At 36.0% G+C, this 13,861-nt stretch carries 14 protein-coding genes, 1 pseudogene and 1 riboswitch; of the genes and pseudogenes, 9 read left to right on the forward strand and 6 right to left on the reverse strand.

The window, feature by feature from the left end; all coding sequences use genetic code 11:
* Positions 1-70: 70 nt before the first annotated feature.
* From rodA to ACOEN1_RS00300, 4 genes are all read left to right on the forward strand, one after another.
* Positions 71-1,180 carry a rod shape-determining protein RodA gene (gene rodA, locus ACOEN1_RS00285; RefSeq protein ID WP_422484366.1) on the forward strand — a complete coding sequence of 370 codons (1,110 nt, stop codon included), beginning with the start codon at positions 71-73 and terminating at the stop codon, positions 1,178-1,180.
* Positions 1,181-1,361: 181 nt separating this feature from the next.
* Positions 1,362-1,688, forward strand: coding sequence for a PadR family transcriptional regulator (locus ACOEN1_RS00290; protein WP_422484368.1), 327 nt, complete (start codon positions 1,362-1,364; stop codon positions 1,686-1,688).
* 179 nt (positions 1,689-1,867) lie between these two features.
* On the forward strand, positions 1,868-3,139 hold the full coding sequence (locus ACOEN1_RS00295; RefSeq protein ID WP_422484370.1) for an IS1380 family transposase: 1,272 nt from the start codon (positions 1,868-1,870) through the stop codon (positions 3,137-3,139).
* A 255-nt stretch (positions 3,140-3,394) separates the two neighbouring features.
* Positions 3,395-4,177 (forward strand): undecaprenyl-diphosphate phosphatase, encoded by a 783-nt coding sequence (locus tag ACOEN1_RS00300; RefSeq protein ID WP_422484372.1) that lies wholly within the window; start codon positions 3,395-3,397, stop codon positions 4,175-4,177.
* Between the two features lie 26 nt (positions 4,178-4,203).
* Here the strand turns inward: ACOEN1_RS00300 and ACOEN1_RS00305 are convergent, their stop codons facing one another.
* Positions 4,204-5,118, reverse strand: a complete 915-nt coding sequence (locus ACOEN1_RS00305) for a CPBP family intramembrane glutamic endopeptidase (RefSeq protein WP_422484374.1) — start codon at positions 5,116-5,118, stop codon at positions 4,204-4,206.
* A 170-nt stretch (positions 5,119-5,288) separates the two neighbouring features.
* Here ACOEN1_RS00305 and ACOEN1_RS00310 point away from each other — a divergent pair.
* From ACOEN1_RS00310 to ACOEN1_RS00325, 4 genes and pseudogenes are all read left to right on the forward strand, one after another.
* Positions 5,289-5,405: pseudogene (locus ACOEN1_RS00310) on the forward strand (GTP-binding protein); the annotation flags it as partial.
* Between the two features lie 322 nt (positions 5,406-5,727).
* Positions 5,728-6,660, forward strand: a complete 933-nt coding sequence (locus ACOEN1_RS00315) for a magnesium transporter CorA family protein (protein WP_422484376.1) — start codon at positions 5,728-5,730, stop codon at positions 6,658-6,660.
* 33 nt (positions 6,661-6,693) lie between these two features.
* A riboswitch (Fluoride riboswitch) is annotated at positions 6,694-6,765 on the forward strand.
* Positions 6,730-7,377, forward strand: a complete 648-nt coding sequence (locus tag ACOEN1_RS00320) for a DUF1700 domain-containing protein (protein ID WP_422484651.1) — start codon at positions 6,730-6,732, stop codon at positions 7,375-7,377. (Overlaps the previous riboswitch by 36 nt.)
* 11 nt (positions 7,378-7,388) lie before the next feature.
* Positions 7,389-8,423 (forward strand): DUF4097 family beta strand repeat-containing protein, encoded by a 1,035-nt coding sequence (locus tag ACOEN1_RS00325; protein ID WP_422484377.1) that lies wholly within the window; start codon positions 7,389-7,391, stop codon positions 8,421-8,423.
* Between the two features lie 37 nt (positions 8,424-8,460).
* On the opposite strand, the gene ACOEN1_RS00330 is transcribed toward ACOEN1_RS00325, so the two are convergent.
* The 3 genes from ACOEN1_RS00330 to ACOEN1_RS00340 form a co-directional block, all read right to left on the reverse strand.
* Positions 8,461-9,072: a thymidine kinase gene (locus ACOEN1_RS00330; RefSeq protein ID WP_422484379.1), complete on the reverse strand. Its 612-nt coding sequence runs from the start codon at positions 9,070-9,072 to the stop codon at positions 8,461-8,463.
* A 399-nt stretch (positions 9,073-9,471) separates the two neighbouring features.
* Positions 9,472-10,077, reverse strand: a complete 606-nt coding sequence (locus tag ACOEN1_RS00335; protein ID WP_422484380.1) for a peptidylprolyl isomerase — start codon at positions 10,075-10,077, stop codon at positions 9,472-9,474.
* Between the two features lie 20 nt (positions 10,078-10,097).
* Positions 10,098-10,781 carry an MgtC/SapB family protein gene (locus ACOEN1_RS00340; protein ID WP_422484382.1) on the reverse strand — a complete coding sequence of 228 codons (684 nt, stop codon included), beginning with the start codon at positions 10,779-10,781 and terminating at the stop codon, positions 10,098-10,100.
* Positions 10,782-10,878: 97 nt separating this feature from the next.
* Between ACOEN1_RS00340 and ACOEN1_RS00345 the strand changes: the two genes are divergently transcribed.
* Positions 10,879-11,232, forward strand: a complete 354-nt coding sequence (locus ACOEN1_RS00345; RefSeq protein WP_422484384.1) for a DUF1667 domain-containing protein — start codon at positions 10,879-10,881, stop codon at positions 11,230-11,232.
* A 14-nt stretch (positions 11,233-11,246) separates the two neighbouring features.
* Here the strand turns inward: ACOEN1_RS00345 and ACOEN1_RS00350 are convergent, their stop codons facing one another.
* Together ACOEN1_RS00350 and ACOEN1_RS00355 are read right to left on the reverse strand one after the other, a co-directional pair.
* Complete coding sequence (locus tag ACOEN1_RS00350) at positions 11,247-12,587, reverse strand: MATE family efflux transporter (RefSeq protein WP_422484385.1); 1,341 nt, start codon at positions 12,585-12,587, stop codon at positions 11,247-11,249.
* Positions 12,588-12,684: 97 nt separating this feature from the next.
* The gene (locus ACOEN1_RS00355; RefSeq protein WP_422484387.1) at positions 12,685-13,797 is read right to left on the reverse strand and encodes a M20/M25/M40 family metallo-hydrolase; all 1,113 of its coding nucleotides are present in this window, start codon (positions 13,795-13,797) and stop codon (positions 12,685-12,687) included.
* Positions 13,798-13,861: the final 64 nt, after the last annotated feature.

The following is a 13,861-nucleotide window of genomic DNA, read 5'->3' on the forward strand; positions in this document are numbered from 1 at the left end:
AGCCGTAAACCCACTACTTGTACAACTGATATTGTGATATAATAAACCTTAATGTAAAGGAGTAGATTTTATGTTTAATCTTAGAAAAAAAGCTTTTAAGAGATTTGATTTTATATTACTGGCAACAGTCATTCTCTTGTGTGTATATGGACTAGTAGTTATTTATTCTGCAACTTTGAGTATGGAAAACATAAGGTTTGTCAGAACACAGGGAATTGCTACAATTATTGGATTGGTTGCGATTCTGTTTCTGGTATTCTTTGATTTTCAGTTTTTAGGTAAGCTCTACATACCAATTTATCTGATATCTGTTGCCATGCTTGTGGCAGTGCTTTTCATGGGTGTCGGTGATGATCAATGGGGTGCACGTTCCTGGCTTTATATTGGCTCCTTTGGATTCCAGCCGGCGGAGTTTGTTAAGGTAGGATTAATAATATCCCTGGCAAAGTATATGGATATTCATAAGGAAGATATTAATTCACCTTTTGTATTGCTAAAGATTTTGATTTTTGCCTTTATACCAGTTGCGTTGATATTGATTCAACCAGATGCCGGAACGGCTATGGTATTTGTTTTCTTTATTGCTGCGATGCTATTTGTAGCGGGAGTAAAATGGAAGTATATTGGAATCGCAATGACTATTGGACTCTTGAGTCTTCCTGTTCTATGGTCCAGACTGGATATTTTTCAAAAAAATCGAATCTTCAACTTTTTAGACCCTGAAAGAGATACCAACAACACTGGATATCAGGCTATTCAAGGAAGAATTGCAATTGGTAGCGGAAAGCTTTTCGGAAGAGGACTTTTTCAGGGAACTCAAACGCAGTTCAACTATATCCCTGAAAAGCAGACGGACTTTATTTTTGCAGTTCTTGCAGAGGAGCTGGGCTTTGTCGGTGGAAGTATACTTATACTTCTATATTTCATAATGATCAACAGAATCATAAGAATTGCAAGAAACAGTCCGGATAAATTCGGGTCGTTTATGTCAGTCGGCTTAGCTGCAATGTTCCTTTTCCATATATGGGAGAATGTTGGTATGACAATAGGTTTGATGCCAATAACAGGAATACCTCTTCCATTTATGAGCTATGGCGGAACCTTCCAGTTGATAAATCTTATTTCCATTGGTATTGTTTTAAGTGTTGGATTGCACAGAGAAGGACTGAGCTTTGAGTAAACAGGAGAAAATTTCTCCTGTTTTTTTTATTAGGAATAGAAAATTACTATTTATTTGAATTGTGAGATTTTCGTGTTGAGTATCAAAAAAGTAACCTAAATTTTTTTGATACTTTTTTTATTTAGTACCTTGCATTATAAGGTAGCGTATGATATATTATAGCTGTGAAAGGAGATTAGCCATGAATATACAATTCAAAAAAGGAGTTCTTGAGCTTTGTGTTCTCACATTGCTGAACAGAAAAGATTATTATGGGTATGAATTGGTTGAAAACATCTCTCGGTTTATCAAGATTTCTGAAGGTACCATCTACCCTCTCCTAAGAAGATTTAGAAGTGACGGTTATGTAACGACATATCTGGAGGAATCCCAAGAGGGTCCTCCGAGAAAATATTATAAACTAACAGAGAAGGGACAGGATGTACTTTTAGTACTTCAGGAGGAATGGGATAGTTTTGTGAATGATGTCAATTTATTGTTAAGGGGTGTGTCTGATGACAAGGAATGAGTACCTAGGTTCTGCGTTTAAATAATCCAGAAGTCTTAAAACTTAGTGATAACAACAAGTTTAGCAATATTCGCTTTTCACCCATTGGGTGAAAGGAAATTCAGATTATTTAATGTTTTTTGACTCTCATAATGGGTATAAATATAACAATGAATGTTGTATGAAAGGAGCCCAGAACTATGATTAATAAACTTGATTTTAATGCAAAGAATCTTACTTCAAATGCAGGAATCTTTTTGCTTCTTGAAGAAGCAAAAAACAATGGTATTTTCGATATGATTGAAAATGATCTCATTTTTGATAACCAATCCACCAATAGAATCAAAATGAATCACATAAAAACAATGCTTTGTGGACATTTTATTGGGATTGATAAGTTAGAACGTCTTAAGTTACTTCAAAATGATCCTTTGGTTAAGGAATTTGACATATCTGTAAAAATGCCCAGTACCGTATCAAGATTTCTATCTTGCTTTACATATAAGACAACGCAAATGTTTCGAGATATCAATTTCAAAGTGTTTAAAAAGTTACTTTCTAAAAGTGGATTAAGTTCAATTACAATAGATATTGATAGCAGTGTCATAAATGTAGAAGGTCATCAAGAAGGTGCTACCAAAGGTTATAACCCTAAAAAAGTAGGAAATCGCTGTTACAATATTCAATTTTCTTTCTGTGATGAACTTAAAGCTTATATCACTGGATTTATGAGAAGTGGTAACACCTATACTGCTAATGGCGCTGCAGAAATGATAAAGGAAATAGTAGCTAACATCAAAACAAATGATTTAGAAATCTTATTTCGAATGGATAGCGGATATTTTGATGAGGAAATAATACAGACAATAGAATCACTTAATTGCGAATATTTGATTAAAGCTAAAGCCTATCCTACTCTCACTACAAAAGTGACAGATTCCAAGAAACATTTTGTTGAAGGTGAAGAAGGTAGAGAGACAATAGAACTATTTACCAAATTAAATACTTGGGATAATGAAAGAAGATTTGTAGTTTCTCGTGTGATCAAACCCGAAAAAGATAGAGTTCAATTATCAATTTTGCCTGGTGCAGAGTACCTGTATTTTTTCTTTATTACCAATACAGATTTACCTTCAGAAAAGGTAGTCATTACCTATGAAAAAAGAGGTAATGCAGAAAATTATATTAAAGAAGCCAAATATGATATGAACGTAGGGCATCTTCTGTTGAAATCATTTTGGGCAAATGAAGCAGTATTTCAAATGATGATGCTTTCATACAACTTGTTTTTATTGTTTAAGTTTGATTTTTTAACAATCACTGAATACAGGCAACAAATTAAGACGTTTCGCTTAAAGTATGTGTTTCTTGCAGGAAAAATCATAAAAACTGCAAGGTCTGTAATCATGAAAATAGGTGAAACCTACCCTTATTGGAAAGTGTATGAAACTGTTTGGTATAACCGTTCATGAATGATAGTTAATAATTGTACTGCTAACATTAGCTTCGTAAAACACTATGAGGTTTATTTACTATGGTGGTGTTTTGGGGGAACATATATTATTACAGAAAACTTAGAAAAATTATTCAAAAGAAGGTTTATTTATGGTAGAATATAGTAATCGGAACTTAAATTCTTCGTAAATTTGATGAAATGTAATTATGAATCAGTTTAACGCAGAATTTAGGTGCTAAACTGATTAAGGATAAAGTAAAGAGAGGTTATGATGAGTATATTACAGGCAATTATATTAGGCATTGTTCAAGGTTTGACAGAATTTTTACCTGTGTCCAGTTCAGGACACCTGGTTTTGCTTCAAAGGCTTTTTGGCATTGAGGAAGGTACCTTATTTTTTACAATTATGGTCCATATGGGCACTTTACTGGCTGTAATTGTCATATTTAAAAAAGATATTTGGGATATGTTGAAGAAACCCTTTCAAAAGTTAAGTGTTTATATTGTTCTTGCAACCCTACCGACTATTTTTATAGCACTGCTACTAAAAGATTTTGTAGAATCTGCTTTTGATACAGGCTCAACCCTAGGCTTTGGTTTTATCATTACCGGTAGTCTACTATGGCTTGTTGAGTCTAAAAAACCTGGCCATAAAACTTTAAAAGAAATGAAACCTAGACATGCCATTGTTATGGGTATTGCCCAGGGGGCTGCTATTTTTCCAGCGGTCTCAAGAGCGGGTTCAACCATAGCAGGTGGTTTATTTGAGGGACTAGACAGACGTTTTGCGGCTAAGTTTTCTTTTTTAATGTCCATTCCAGCCATTTTAGGATCTTTGGTATTCCAGTTTAAGGACTTAGCCGAGATTGAGACCCTAGGGTCCTTAGGACCCATTGTTGCAGGGACCCTTGCTGCAGGGATTTCTGGCTATTTTGCCATTAAATTGATGATGGAACTCATTGCTAAAAAGAGTTTGAAGATTTTTTCTGTCTATGTTTTCATACTAGGGGCCTTTGTATTGGTTGATCAGTTTATACTACATAGATTTTTATAAGATAAGGATAAAAACAAGATGGGCATTTAAGCCACACCTTGTTTTTCTTTTTTTATAAGATAAAAGATACAAATTATTATGCCAACGACCAAAACAAAAGATACAATGAAACCACCTTCTGGACCAAAGTCCCCCCCATTGAGGAGCGTCTTTTCATTGGGTGCAATGCCCATAAGACTGCCACCTTTGGCTGAAGTGCCGCTGACAAGAAAACCATAGACATTACCTTGAAAAAAGTTCCAAGCGCTGTGGAGACCGCAAATGCCTAGGATACTTTCTTCATATAAGCTGTAAAGGGCTGCAAATAAACCGAAGAGGCTTAAATTCATAATGGGAATCCATCCCATGCCAGGGTTACCTAAATGTAGTAAGGAAAATAGGCATGAAGATATAAAAACACCAAAGAAGAGATTATAGCGATAAGTAAGTTTAGGCAGTATAAAGCCTCTTGTTAATACTTCTTCTGCCCCTCCTTGTATGAGCCAACCTACAAGCATAATAAGAACGGTTGGTAGGGCGGAATAACCAGAAACTTGTATATGATCAGCATTTAGCTGACCACTCTTAGATAATAAAATTAATAGGGTGGTCAGGCTGATCATGATAAAGCCTATTAAAAAGCCAAAACCATATTTGACCAATGGCTTTTTTGCTTGAAAGCCTAGGGTCTTAAGGCCCCTGTGTTCCATGGTTTTAACCACAAACCAGATGGATAAAACCATGACCATGAAGCTGATACCCAAATGAATGCTGGAAAACTTTAGGACTTCCATAAAATAAGTTGATGGCACAGTGGCACTGATGGGGTCAAGGGCGATAAAAAGCAAGGATGAAAAAACAATATAAACTGCGGGTGTTAATAGAAATATATCTATGAGTGACCATAAGCCCTTTTCGTTGCGTTGATTTTTTGCTGTAAGTATTAAATGATTGGATTTCATTTTTTGCCTCCTAATTTTTATTTTAACACATGAAAAAAATTTATAAAAGAAAGATAAGTTTAGGCATTATATTTTTATGATGGTTAAGTTTATGAATCAGGGGTATGCAGAAGGTGTTTATTGTAGTATACTAGTTTAGTTACTTGAAAACATACGAGATGTGAGGAATTATGGAAAAACAAAAAATTTTAAACGTGGCGGTAATTGCCCACGTAGACGCAGGTAAATCCACTTTGGTTGATGCATTGTTATCTCAAAGTGGTGTCTTTAGAGCCAATGAAGCAGTTGTATAATACTCTTTTTCGCTAGTTATCAATGTTATTATTGAATAGTTTTGGCAACTGATGTATAATTGCTAGATGGTTTTAATACTTTTCATGTTAAGAAAGAGGTGAGATATATGGATAGTGGTCCTGAACATAGTTGTTACAACCAAAATTTAATAAAGCACCTTAATCCTATCTATATGATTACCTTTATGTATACTTGATTATATCTTGTATTAATCCCGTATACTAAGTTTACTGTGAGAAAAAATGCTTGAGACATGTAATCATAAAGATCGCTTTTGTGTGCTCACATTATTCTAAGTATTGAAAGGAGATTATTATGATCAAGTATTTTAAAACACTCAATGAATCTTTAATCCAATTAAATGAAATTCAAGATAACATCTGGATTAATATGATTAAACCAACAGAGGAAGAAATCAATATAATAAGTAATTCATTTTCAATTCCACAAGACCATTTACGAGCAGCTCTTGATGAAGAGGAACGATCAAGAATAGAAGTAGATGAGAACTGTACGCTCATTCTAGTAGATGTTCCATTTTTTGAAGAAAATGATGGATCAAAGATTTATACAACATTACCTATGGGAATCATTTTATCAGGTGAAAATATTATAACAGTATGCCTAAAGGCAATCCCATTACTAAATGATTTCATGTCTGGTAAAATTAAAAGTTTCTACACTTTCAAGAAAAGTCGATTTATACTTCAATTACTTTTCAAAAATGCAACTTATTACCTTCAATATTTGAAACAAATTGATCGCATGAGCCTTAATATTGAACGTGAACTGCATAAATCTATGAAAAACAAAGAATTAATTCAACTTCTGGATTTAGAGAAAAGCTTAGTTTATTTTTCTACTTCTTTAAGAAGTAATGAAATTGTTCTTGAAAAAATGCTCAAACTTGATGCAATTAAAAAATATCCTGAAGATGAAGATTTACTTGAAGATGTTATTATTGAAAATAAGCAAGCTATTGAAATGGCCAATATCTATAGCAATATTTTAAGCGGAATGATGGACGCTTTTGCTTCTATTATTTCAAACAATCTAAACATTGTAATGAAGTTTTTAACCTCAGTGACAATTGTACTTACTATTCCTACAATGATTGCAAGCTTTTTTGGAATGAATGTACCTGTTCCTTTGTCTATGCAGCCTTATGCGTTTATTATAATAATCGCAATTTCTTTAGGGTTATCAACTATTCTGGCTCTTTTCATGGTAAAGAAAAAAATGTTTTGACATGTTGAAAATTAATACTGATTATGATAAATTCATATTATTGGGAATGAAGTTCTCCCTAAGCTTAGCTTGAACCGCAAATTTGCTGATGACTTCTGTGATTTTTTATTTTCACAGACTCATCAGCTTTTTTATTATAGGGTCAATTCCCCTGAGTATTTAAAAAGGCTTAGATCTTATCTTGCTGAATTAAGCGAAAGTGAGTTGAGAGAAGTATTACTTGACTACGAAGAACATTTTAATATTGGACGAGATAAAGGTAAAACGGATGATGAAATATCTGCTGAACTGGGATCTCCAAAAGAAGTGGCAGAAAGTATACTAAGCACAATTGGGCCCGAAGAAAAGGCAAACCCAAATACCGCTACAGCAAAACCAGCAGATGACGGTGTAAAAAGGTTTCTGATTATCCTATTATTGCTGGGACTTAATATTGTATTCCTGGCAGGACCAGCGGTGGCAGTGCTTGGAGTTATTGTAGGAATCTTTGGAGCTGGTATAGGTTTTGTTGTCGGTGGAGTGGGGTTAATGATTGGTGCTCCCTTCACGAGTTTTATGGCAGGATTTGTCCCTGGAATGCTTACTTCTTTGGCTTTCGGAATCGGTTTAAGTGCCCTGGGCGCTTTGGTTTTTATATTTGGTATTTATCTGAGCAAACTATTCTACAGGCTCGCCTCAATGTATATTGAATGGAATAAGAAGGTTATAAATAGTTAGGAGGGAATTAAATGGATTTAAAAAGATTATCCCTAATACTTGCAGGAGTAGTACTTATTGCATTTGGGGTGGGAATATATTCTCTTCTTTATATCGACGATTTCAATATTGACGATATCGCAGGAGAAGGGGGAATAGAAATAACTAACAACGGAGATACTTTTGAAATTGGTTCTGGAGGAATAATGATTAATGAGAATGGTAAATCTGTTTCAATCAATTGGGATGGAATTGAAGTTGTTGAAGATGGAAACAAGACTGTAGTGGGAATTCGAGACATAAGCTTTTTTGAACGCATCAATATTTTCTCCAATCTGAAATCATATGAAGCTGATGAGTCAAAAAGTACGAATCTTTCGGAGAATATCGACTCAGTTTCAATTCATAGTACATTTGCAAACACTCGAGTTTATACATCAGATAATGATGAACTGATTGCTTCCTTAAAGGGAAGTTACAAGTCAAATAGAGCTGTTTCACTTGATATTCAAGATATCGGTAATAACATTAAGGTGTCAGTTACACCAGAAACCGGTGGATTCACGGTTTCTCAGTCTAATCTTCAATTGGAGATATACTTGCCTTCAACCTTTGATGGAAGCTTGGATTTTAAATCTTCCTCTGCTGATTTTGAAGCTGTACTTATAGATGCAGATGTTGCCAGTATTGAATCGAGTTCCGGAAATATTAGAATAGGTCAGATCTTGGCATCAGAAACCAAAATTGTATCTTCTTCAGGAGAAATTGAAATCATTTCATCAACTGGCAAAATTTCAATAGCCAGTAGCTCTGGTAATATTACCTTTAGTCCAATTGTTCCATTGGGTGATATTAGAGTGACCACCAGCTCCGGAAATATCCGCAGCGGTCCATTAAAAGGGCTTCCGCTTGAAGTGAAGGCAACAACTTCCTCAGGAAGAATTTCCTATGAAGGTTCCGCAAAATCAATACAAAATGATGGATACAATCTTAGGATGACTCTGGAGGAAGGCTCCTACAATATGGACCTTGCAAGCTCTTCAGGTAATATAACACTTTTTGAATAGTATAGTTAATGGGATGACAATTGTCATCCCATCATTTTTAATCAATAAAAGTTACCTGGTTCTTATTTACAATAGCATCCTCTTTTTTCTTATCCTTAAGGAAACACGATCTGCATAAAGGCTCATACTCCTTAGTTGCACCGATTACAACTCTTTCTGTTTCCTTGGTTTTTCTGTGGCTTACCCAGGCATCTGTTCCACACTTAACACAAACTGCATGATGCTTGGTCAAATAATCAGCAATTGGCATAAGCTCTTTTAGTATTTCAAATGGTTTGCCCGAAAAGTCTATATCCAGTCCCGCTACTATAACCGTTATGTTTTTACTTAGCAGTGAATTGACTCCCTCCAGGATTTTGTCAATGTTTCCTCCTAAGAATTGAACTTCATCTATTGCCACAACCTCCGGATTTACCTTTTCACAATGCTTCAACAAGTGATCTATGTCATCCACAAGAATAGCTTCAAGAGAAGTCTTATCATGTGTTACAATTTCAGATGTTGGATATCTGTTGTCCACAGATGGTTTGTAGGCAACAGTTCTGTACCCAGCAATCATAAATCTCTTTACTTCCTTCTCTAGGCTTGATGTCTTGCCTGAAAACATGGATCCCGTGTGTATTATCAGTTTCCCTTTGTATTGATGCATTTATGTCCCTCCTTATACTTGGCCTTCTTATTATATCAATAATTTGATCAGAGTTAAATGCCTACAGGCAAAACAATAGTGAATTTCGCAATAAAAAAGCACACCACCAAATAATAGTCTTTTATCTAGCATTTGTGGTGCACTTCATAATTAGCCTGCAATATTTTTAGTGATTTGGATTTTTAAATGAACAAGGTATTTTAACCAAACATTTTCCGAAAACACTTTAATCTCGCAAATACTCGAATTTTTTAACGTTTTCTGTAAGCAATTGGTAGCCTGTAACTCTTTCAAATCTCTACATCCAAAGCTCTCTTCCAGAGACTATCCATACTATCTCTTTTTTAAAGTTCAATACGTAATCTTATACTTACCTGGCTATTGCTTTCTTCATCATAGCTACTCTTTGTGTTTTGTTACTTCTATTTTCATAATCATAACGGGCTCTTTCGGCATATCGTTTCTTCCAACAGGCAATTCTGCTATTTTATCCACAACATCCATTCCCTCGAACACTTGACCGAAAACTGTATGCTTGCCATCCAGCCAGTATGTTCCGCCATTCTCCTTATATGCTTCAATAACATCCTCTGAAAAACCCTTTTTCTCACCAAGTTTTTTCATCTGATCGATTATACTGTCCTCAATATCCTTTTTCTGGACAATGAAAAACTGACTACCGTTGGTCTTTGGTCCTGAATTGGCCATTGACAAAGCACCACGTATGTTTCTGTAATCTGAACTGAATTCATCTTCAAATGGCTTTTTCCAAATACTCTCTCCACCACGCCCAGTGCCATCAGGATCTCCGCCTTGAATCATAAAGTTGTTTATCAATCTGTGAAAACTAATCCCGTCGTAGTAACCATTTTTAGCATGTGTTGTAAAATTTTCAACTGCCTTGGGAGCCACTTCTGGAAATAGTCTTAGTTTAATTTCTCCGTGATTTGTCCTTATGATAGCAATTTCTTCGTTATTCTCAGGTTTCTTTAGTTGATTAAGCATGTTATTACCCCCATTATTTGTTAGTTATTATCAATCTTACCATTTTCTAAGTTTACTGACTCAACTCCCATTATCCGATGTATCTCTTCATCGAGTATTCCGATGTCGAATCCCATGGGTTTCTTAATGTAAAACTTGATTTCTATAAGGCCAGATGGGTCGTCATCCTCGTTTGTAATATCCTCTATGGTAATATTTCTGATACTGATACTGTGACGTCCGAAAATAACCCCTATATCTCCTATAAGCCCCGATCTATCCAAGGCCTTTACTGTTACCATCCTGTTTGCTCCCCTAAATACATTTTTCTCAACTTTTGAGAGAACAACAAGTGATATCAGGACTATCATTGCAGTAACAACTCCTCCAAAATAATATCCAGATCCAATAGCCAAGCCTATTCCTGCACATACCCAAAGACTGGCTGCAGTTGTTAGACCTCTGATGGTGCTACCAGTTCTTAAAATTGTACCTGCTCCCAGAAAACCAATTCCGCTAACTACCTGTGCAGCGATTCTTGCACGGTCTGCAGGTTGGGGAATTGCATACATGGATACAAGCATAATTAGTGTTGATCCTACACTGACTAGTATGTGGGTCCTGAATCCTGCTGGTCTGTTGCTGGCTTCTCTCTCAATGCCGATAACACCCCCTAGAACAGCAGATATTAGTAATCTTGCAAGTATTTCTGGATAGGCTAACATACTGTACCTCCCTGATATGTGTCCTTACTCTAAATTTTACTCTATAAATGGTATTTCATCAACTCAATATGGTATAATTATCTTGAGGTGTTACTTTATGAACAGCAAAATCACTTGTTCCATCTGCGAGATGGCATGTGAAATAACTATAGAACAATATGAAAATTCAACAATAATCAGTGGCAATCGCTGTGGTAGAGGATCTCAATTGGCTGAAAAGCATTTGACAAATAATCAAAAAATTGTAACAGGAAGATGCCTTCTATCTGGTGGTCAAATGAGTAGACTCCCTGTTTCAACAACCAAGGAGATTCCAACTGAATTAATAGACAAAGTTCTTAAAACAATTCAGAAAACCGCCGTAGACGCTCCTGTTGTTCGAGGCCAGATAATAATTAGGAACATCCTCAATACTGGAGCAGATGTAATTGCTCAGAGAAAAGCACTTTAGAAGCCTGATATGAATCAGGCTTCCTTTAGTTTTTGAAGCTCTCTTTGATACCATGCAAATAGAATTATTCCCTTTAAGATACTGCTTCCACTTATTGCCCACCAGATCCCTGACAATTCCAGAAATGTATATCCTGAAAGCAATATGGCAGCAGGTATTCTCATTGCGTTTAATGAAATTCCTGTTATTGTTGGAGGGATTGTCTTTCCAAGCCCATTGAAGGCGCCTGCAGTTCCAATCTCAATGCTCATGAAAAATTGTGACAAGCCTAGAATTCTTAGATATATTATTCCTTCAGCAATTGCTTTTGGATCATCCGGCGTGAAAATTGTAAACAATGGTCTTGCGGCAAAAATTAGAAGGAGTGAAGCGAATATACCGAATGTTCCAAGTACCTTTATACCCTTGTAATACCCTTCCTTGATTCGGGAAATCTTGTTTGCACCATAATTCTGTCCAACAAATGCAGATATGGCTGCTGCAAAACCTTCTGATGTCATCCACGATATGGACTCTATCTGAGAACCGATTGTCTGAACGGCGACGGCAACAGGACCATAGCCTGCAATTATCCTTGTAAGAACAATACTAATCATAGCATGAATGCCCATTTGGGTTGATGGCGGAAAACCCAACTTTATGATTTTCTTAACCTTGTCCATATCAGGAATTGAAAATAGCTTAAATGTGGAATACAAAGAATTAATCCGTTTTCCAATAACTAGAAAGATCATCGTTACTACCATCTGAGATGTAATTGTAGCAATGGCAGCCCCTTCGATTCCCAACCCAAATGTGAAAATCAGTAAGGGGTCCAGTATCATATTGGCAACCAGACCGATGGTATTGACTTTAAATGGAGTCATGCTATCTCCAGAGCTATTCAAAGTTGTGGAAAGCACCGGATTTAAAAAGTGAAATATTATTCCCATACCAATTATTTGCAGATAACTTTCAGCCATACCGATTACTTCGAGGTCTCCCAGATTAAAGAACCCAATAATCTGCTTATTATATGTAAATAAACAAAAACCATAGACCAATCCAATTATAATGTCAATCAACAGCCCTGCTGTTATGTATTCTCTGGCGGATTTAATATCTGACTTCCCGTAACTTTGGGATACACTTACACCAACACCAATCTGCGTTATCATAATAAGAGCAGCGCCAAGCCATAGAAAAAATCCCCCTATTCCAGCCGCTGCAACTGCTTTTGTACTCAGTCTCCCAAGCCACATGGCATCTGTTAAACTATATGCCATTTGAATAAAGGAGGTTCCCATAATAGGCAATGCCAACCTTGTCAGAGTCTTTATAATATTTCCTTCAGTTAGATTAAGCTCTCTTCTCATTGTAAACTCCTTGTACTACAAATTATCCTTATCATTCTACACTATTTGCTTGTGTATTACAATATTGAAGGATAGCCTAAATGGCTATCCTTCTGATTTATGCATATTGTTTTATTATCTCAATTACCAATTTAGCTGAGTTTTCAAGATCTGTTATGTGAAGATGCTCTTCAAGTGTGTGTGGCTTTCTTTCACCTACGCCTAAGTTTATTGCATCTATTCCATTGGCGTTGAAAATATTTGTGTCACTTCCTCCACCCGATTTTGAAGTCCTTGATTCAAAATTCAAAGCTAGACAAGCTTTTTCAACAACCTTTACCAATGGGTGATCTTCAGCAATTTTAAATGCTCCATAAGCATTTTCAACGCTTACTTCTACCGAACCACCGAACTTCTCCGCAGCTTCTTTACAGCATTTAACCATGTGATCAGATTGCTCCTTAAGTTTTTCATCGCTGAGACTTCTTGCTTCAGCAAAGAATTCAACAACCTTTGGAACAATGTTGGTTGGACCCTCCGATTGTATTGAACCAATGTTTGCAGTGGTCTCATCGTCTATTCTTAGGAGTTTCATATTTGAAATAGCTTCCCCTGCCATCTGTATTGCACTTATACCAGTTTCAGGAGCTACTCCTGCATGAGCTTCCTTACCAATGAATTTGACATCAATTTTGTTTTGTGCTGGTCCTTGGACTATTATTGTTCCAGGATCTCCACCGCTGTCCAGAACAAATCCCTTTTTTGACCTGATACTTGAATAGTCCAGATTTTTCGAACCAAACAAGCCACCCTCTTCAAATATTGTAAATGCAACTTCAATATCTCCGTGCGGAATATTGTTTTCATGTATTGATTGAATTGCTTCAACAACTGCTGCAATACCCGCCTTGTCATCACCACCTAGGATAGTCGTTCCGTCAGAGTAGATGACACCATCCTTAATTTGAGGTTTTACTCCTTTTCCAGGTGAAACCGTGTCCATATGAGCACTGAAAAGGATGCTTTCACCTTCAGTTGTTCCCTTAAGTAATCCTATCAGATTACCTGAATTGCTTCCAACTTTTTCACCTGCATCATCCATTCGAACTTCCATTCCCAGCTCTTCAAGCTCAGATTTCAATACAATTGCAAACTCTCTTTCCTCCATTGTAGGACTATCAACCTGTACATACTTAAGGAATCTTTCAAGCAGTCTTTTTTCATTTATCATACAATTCTCCCCTTTCTGCTTTTGTATTTAGAAAAAAATGAGGCTTTAAAGCCTCATTTTTAGT

Source organism: Gudongella sp. DL1XJH-153 (genome assembly GCF_049310905.1).
Lineage (GTDB): Bacteria > Bacillota > Clostridia > Tissierellales > Tissierellaceae > Gudongella.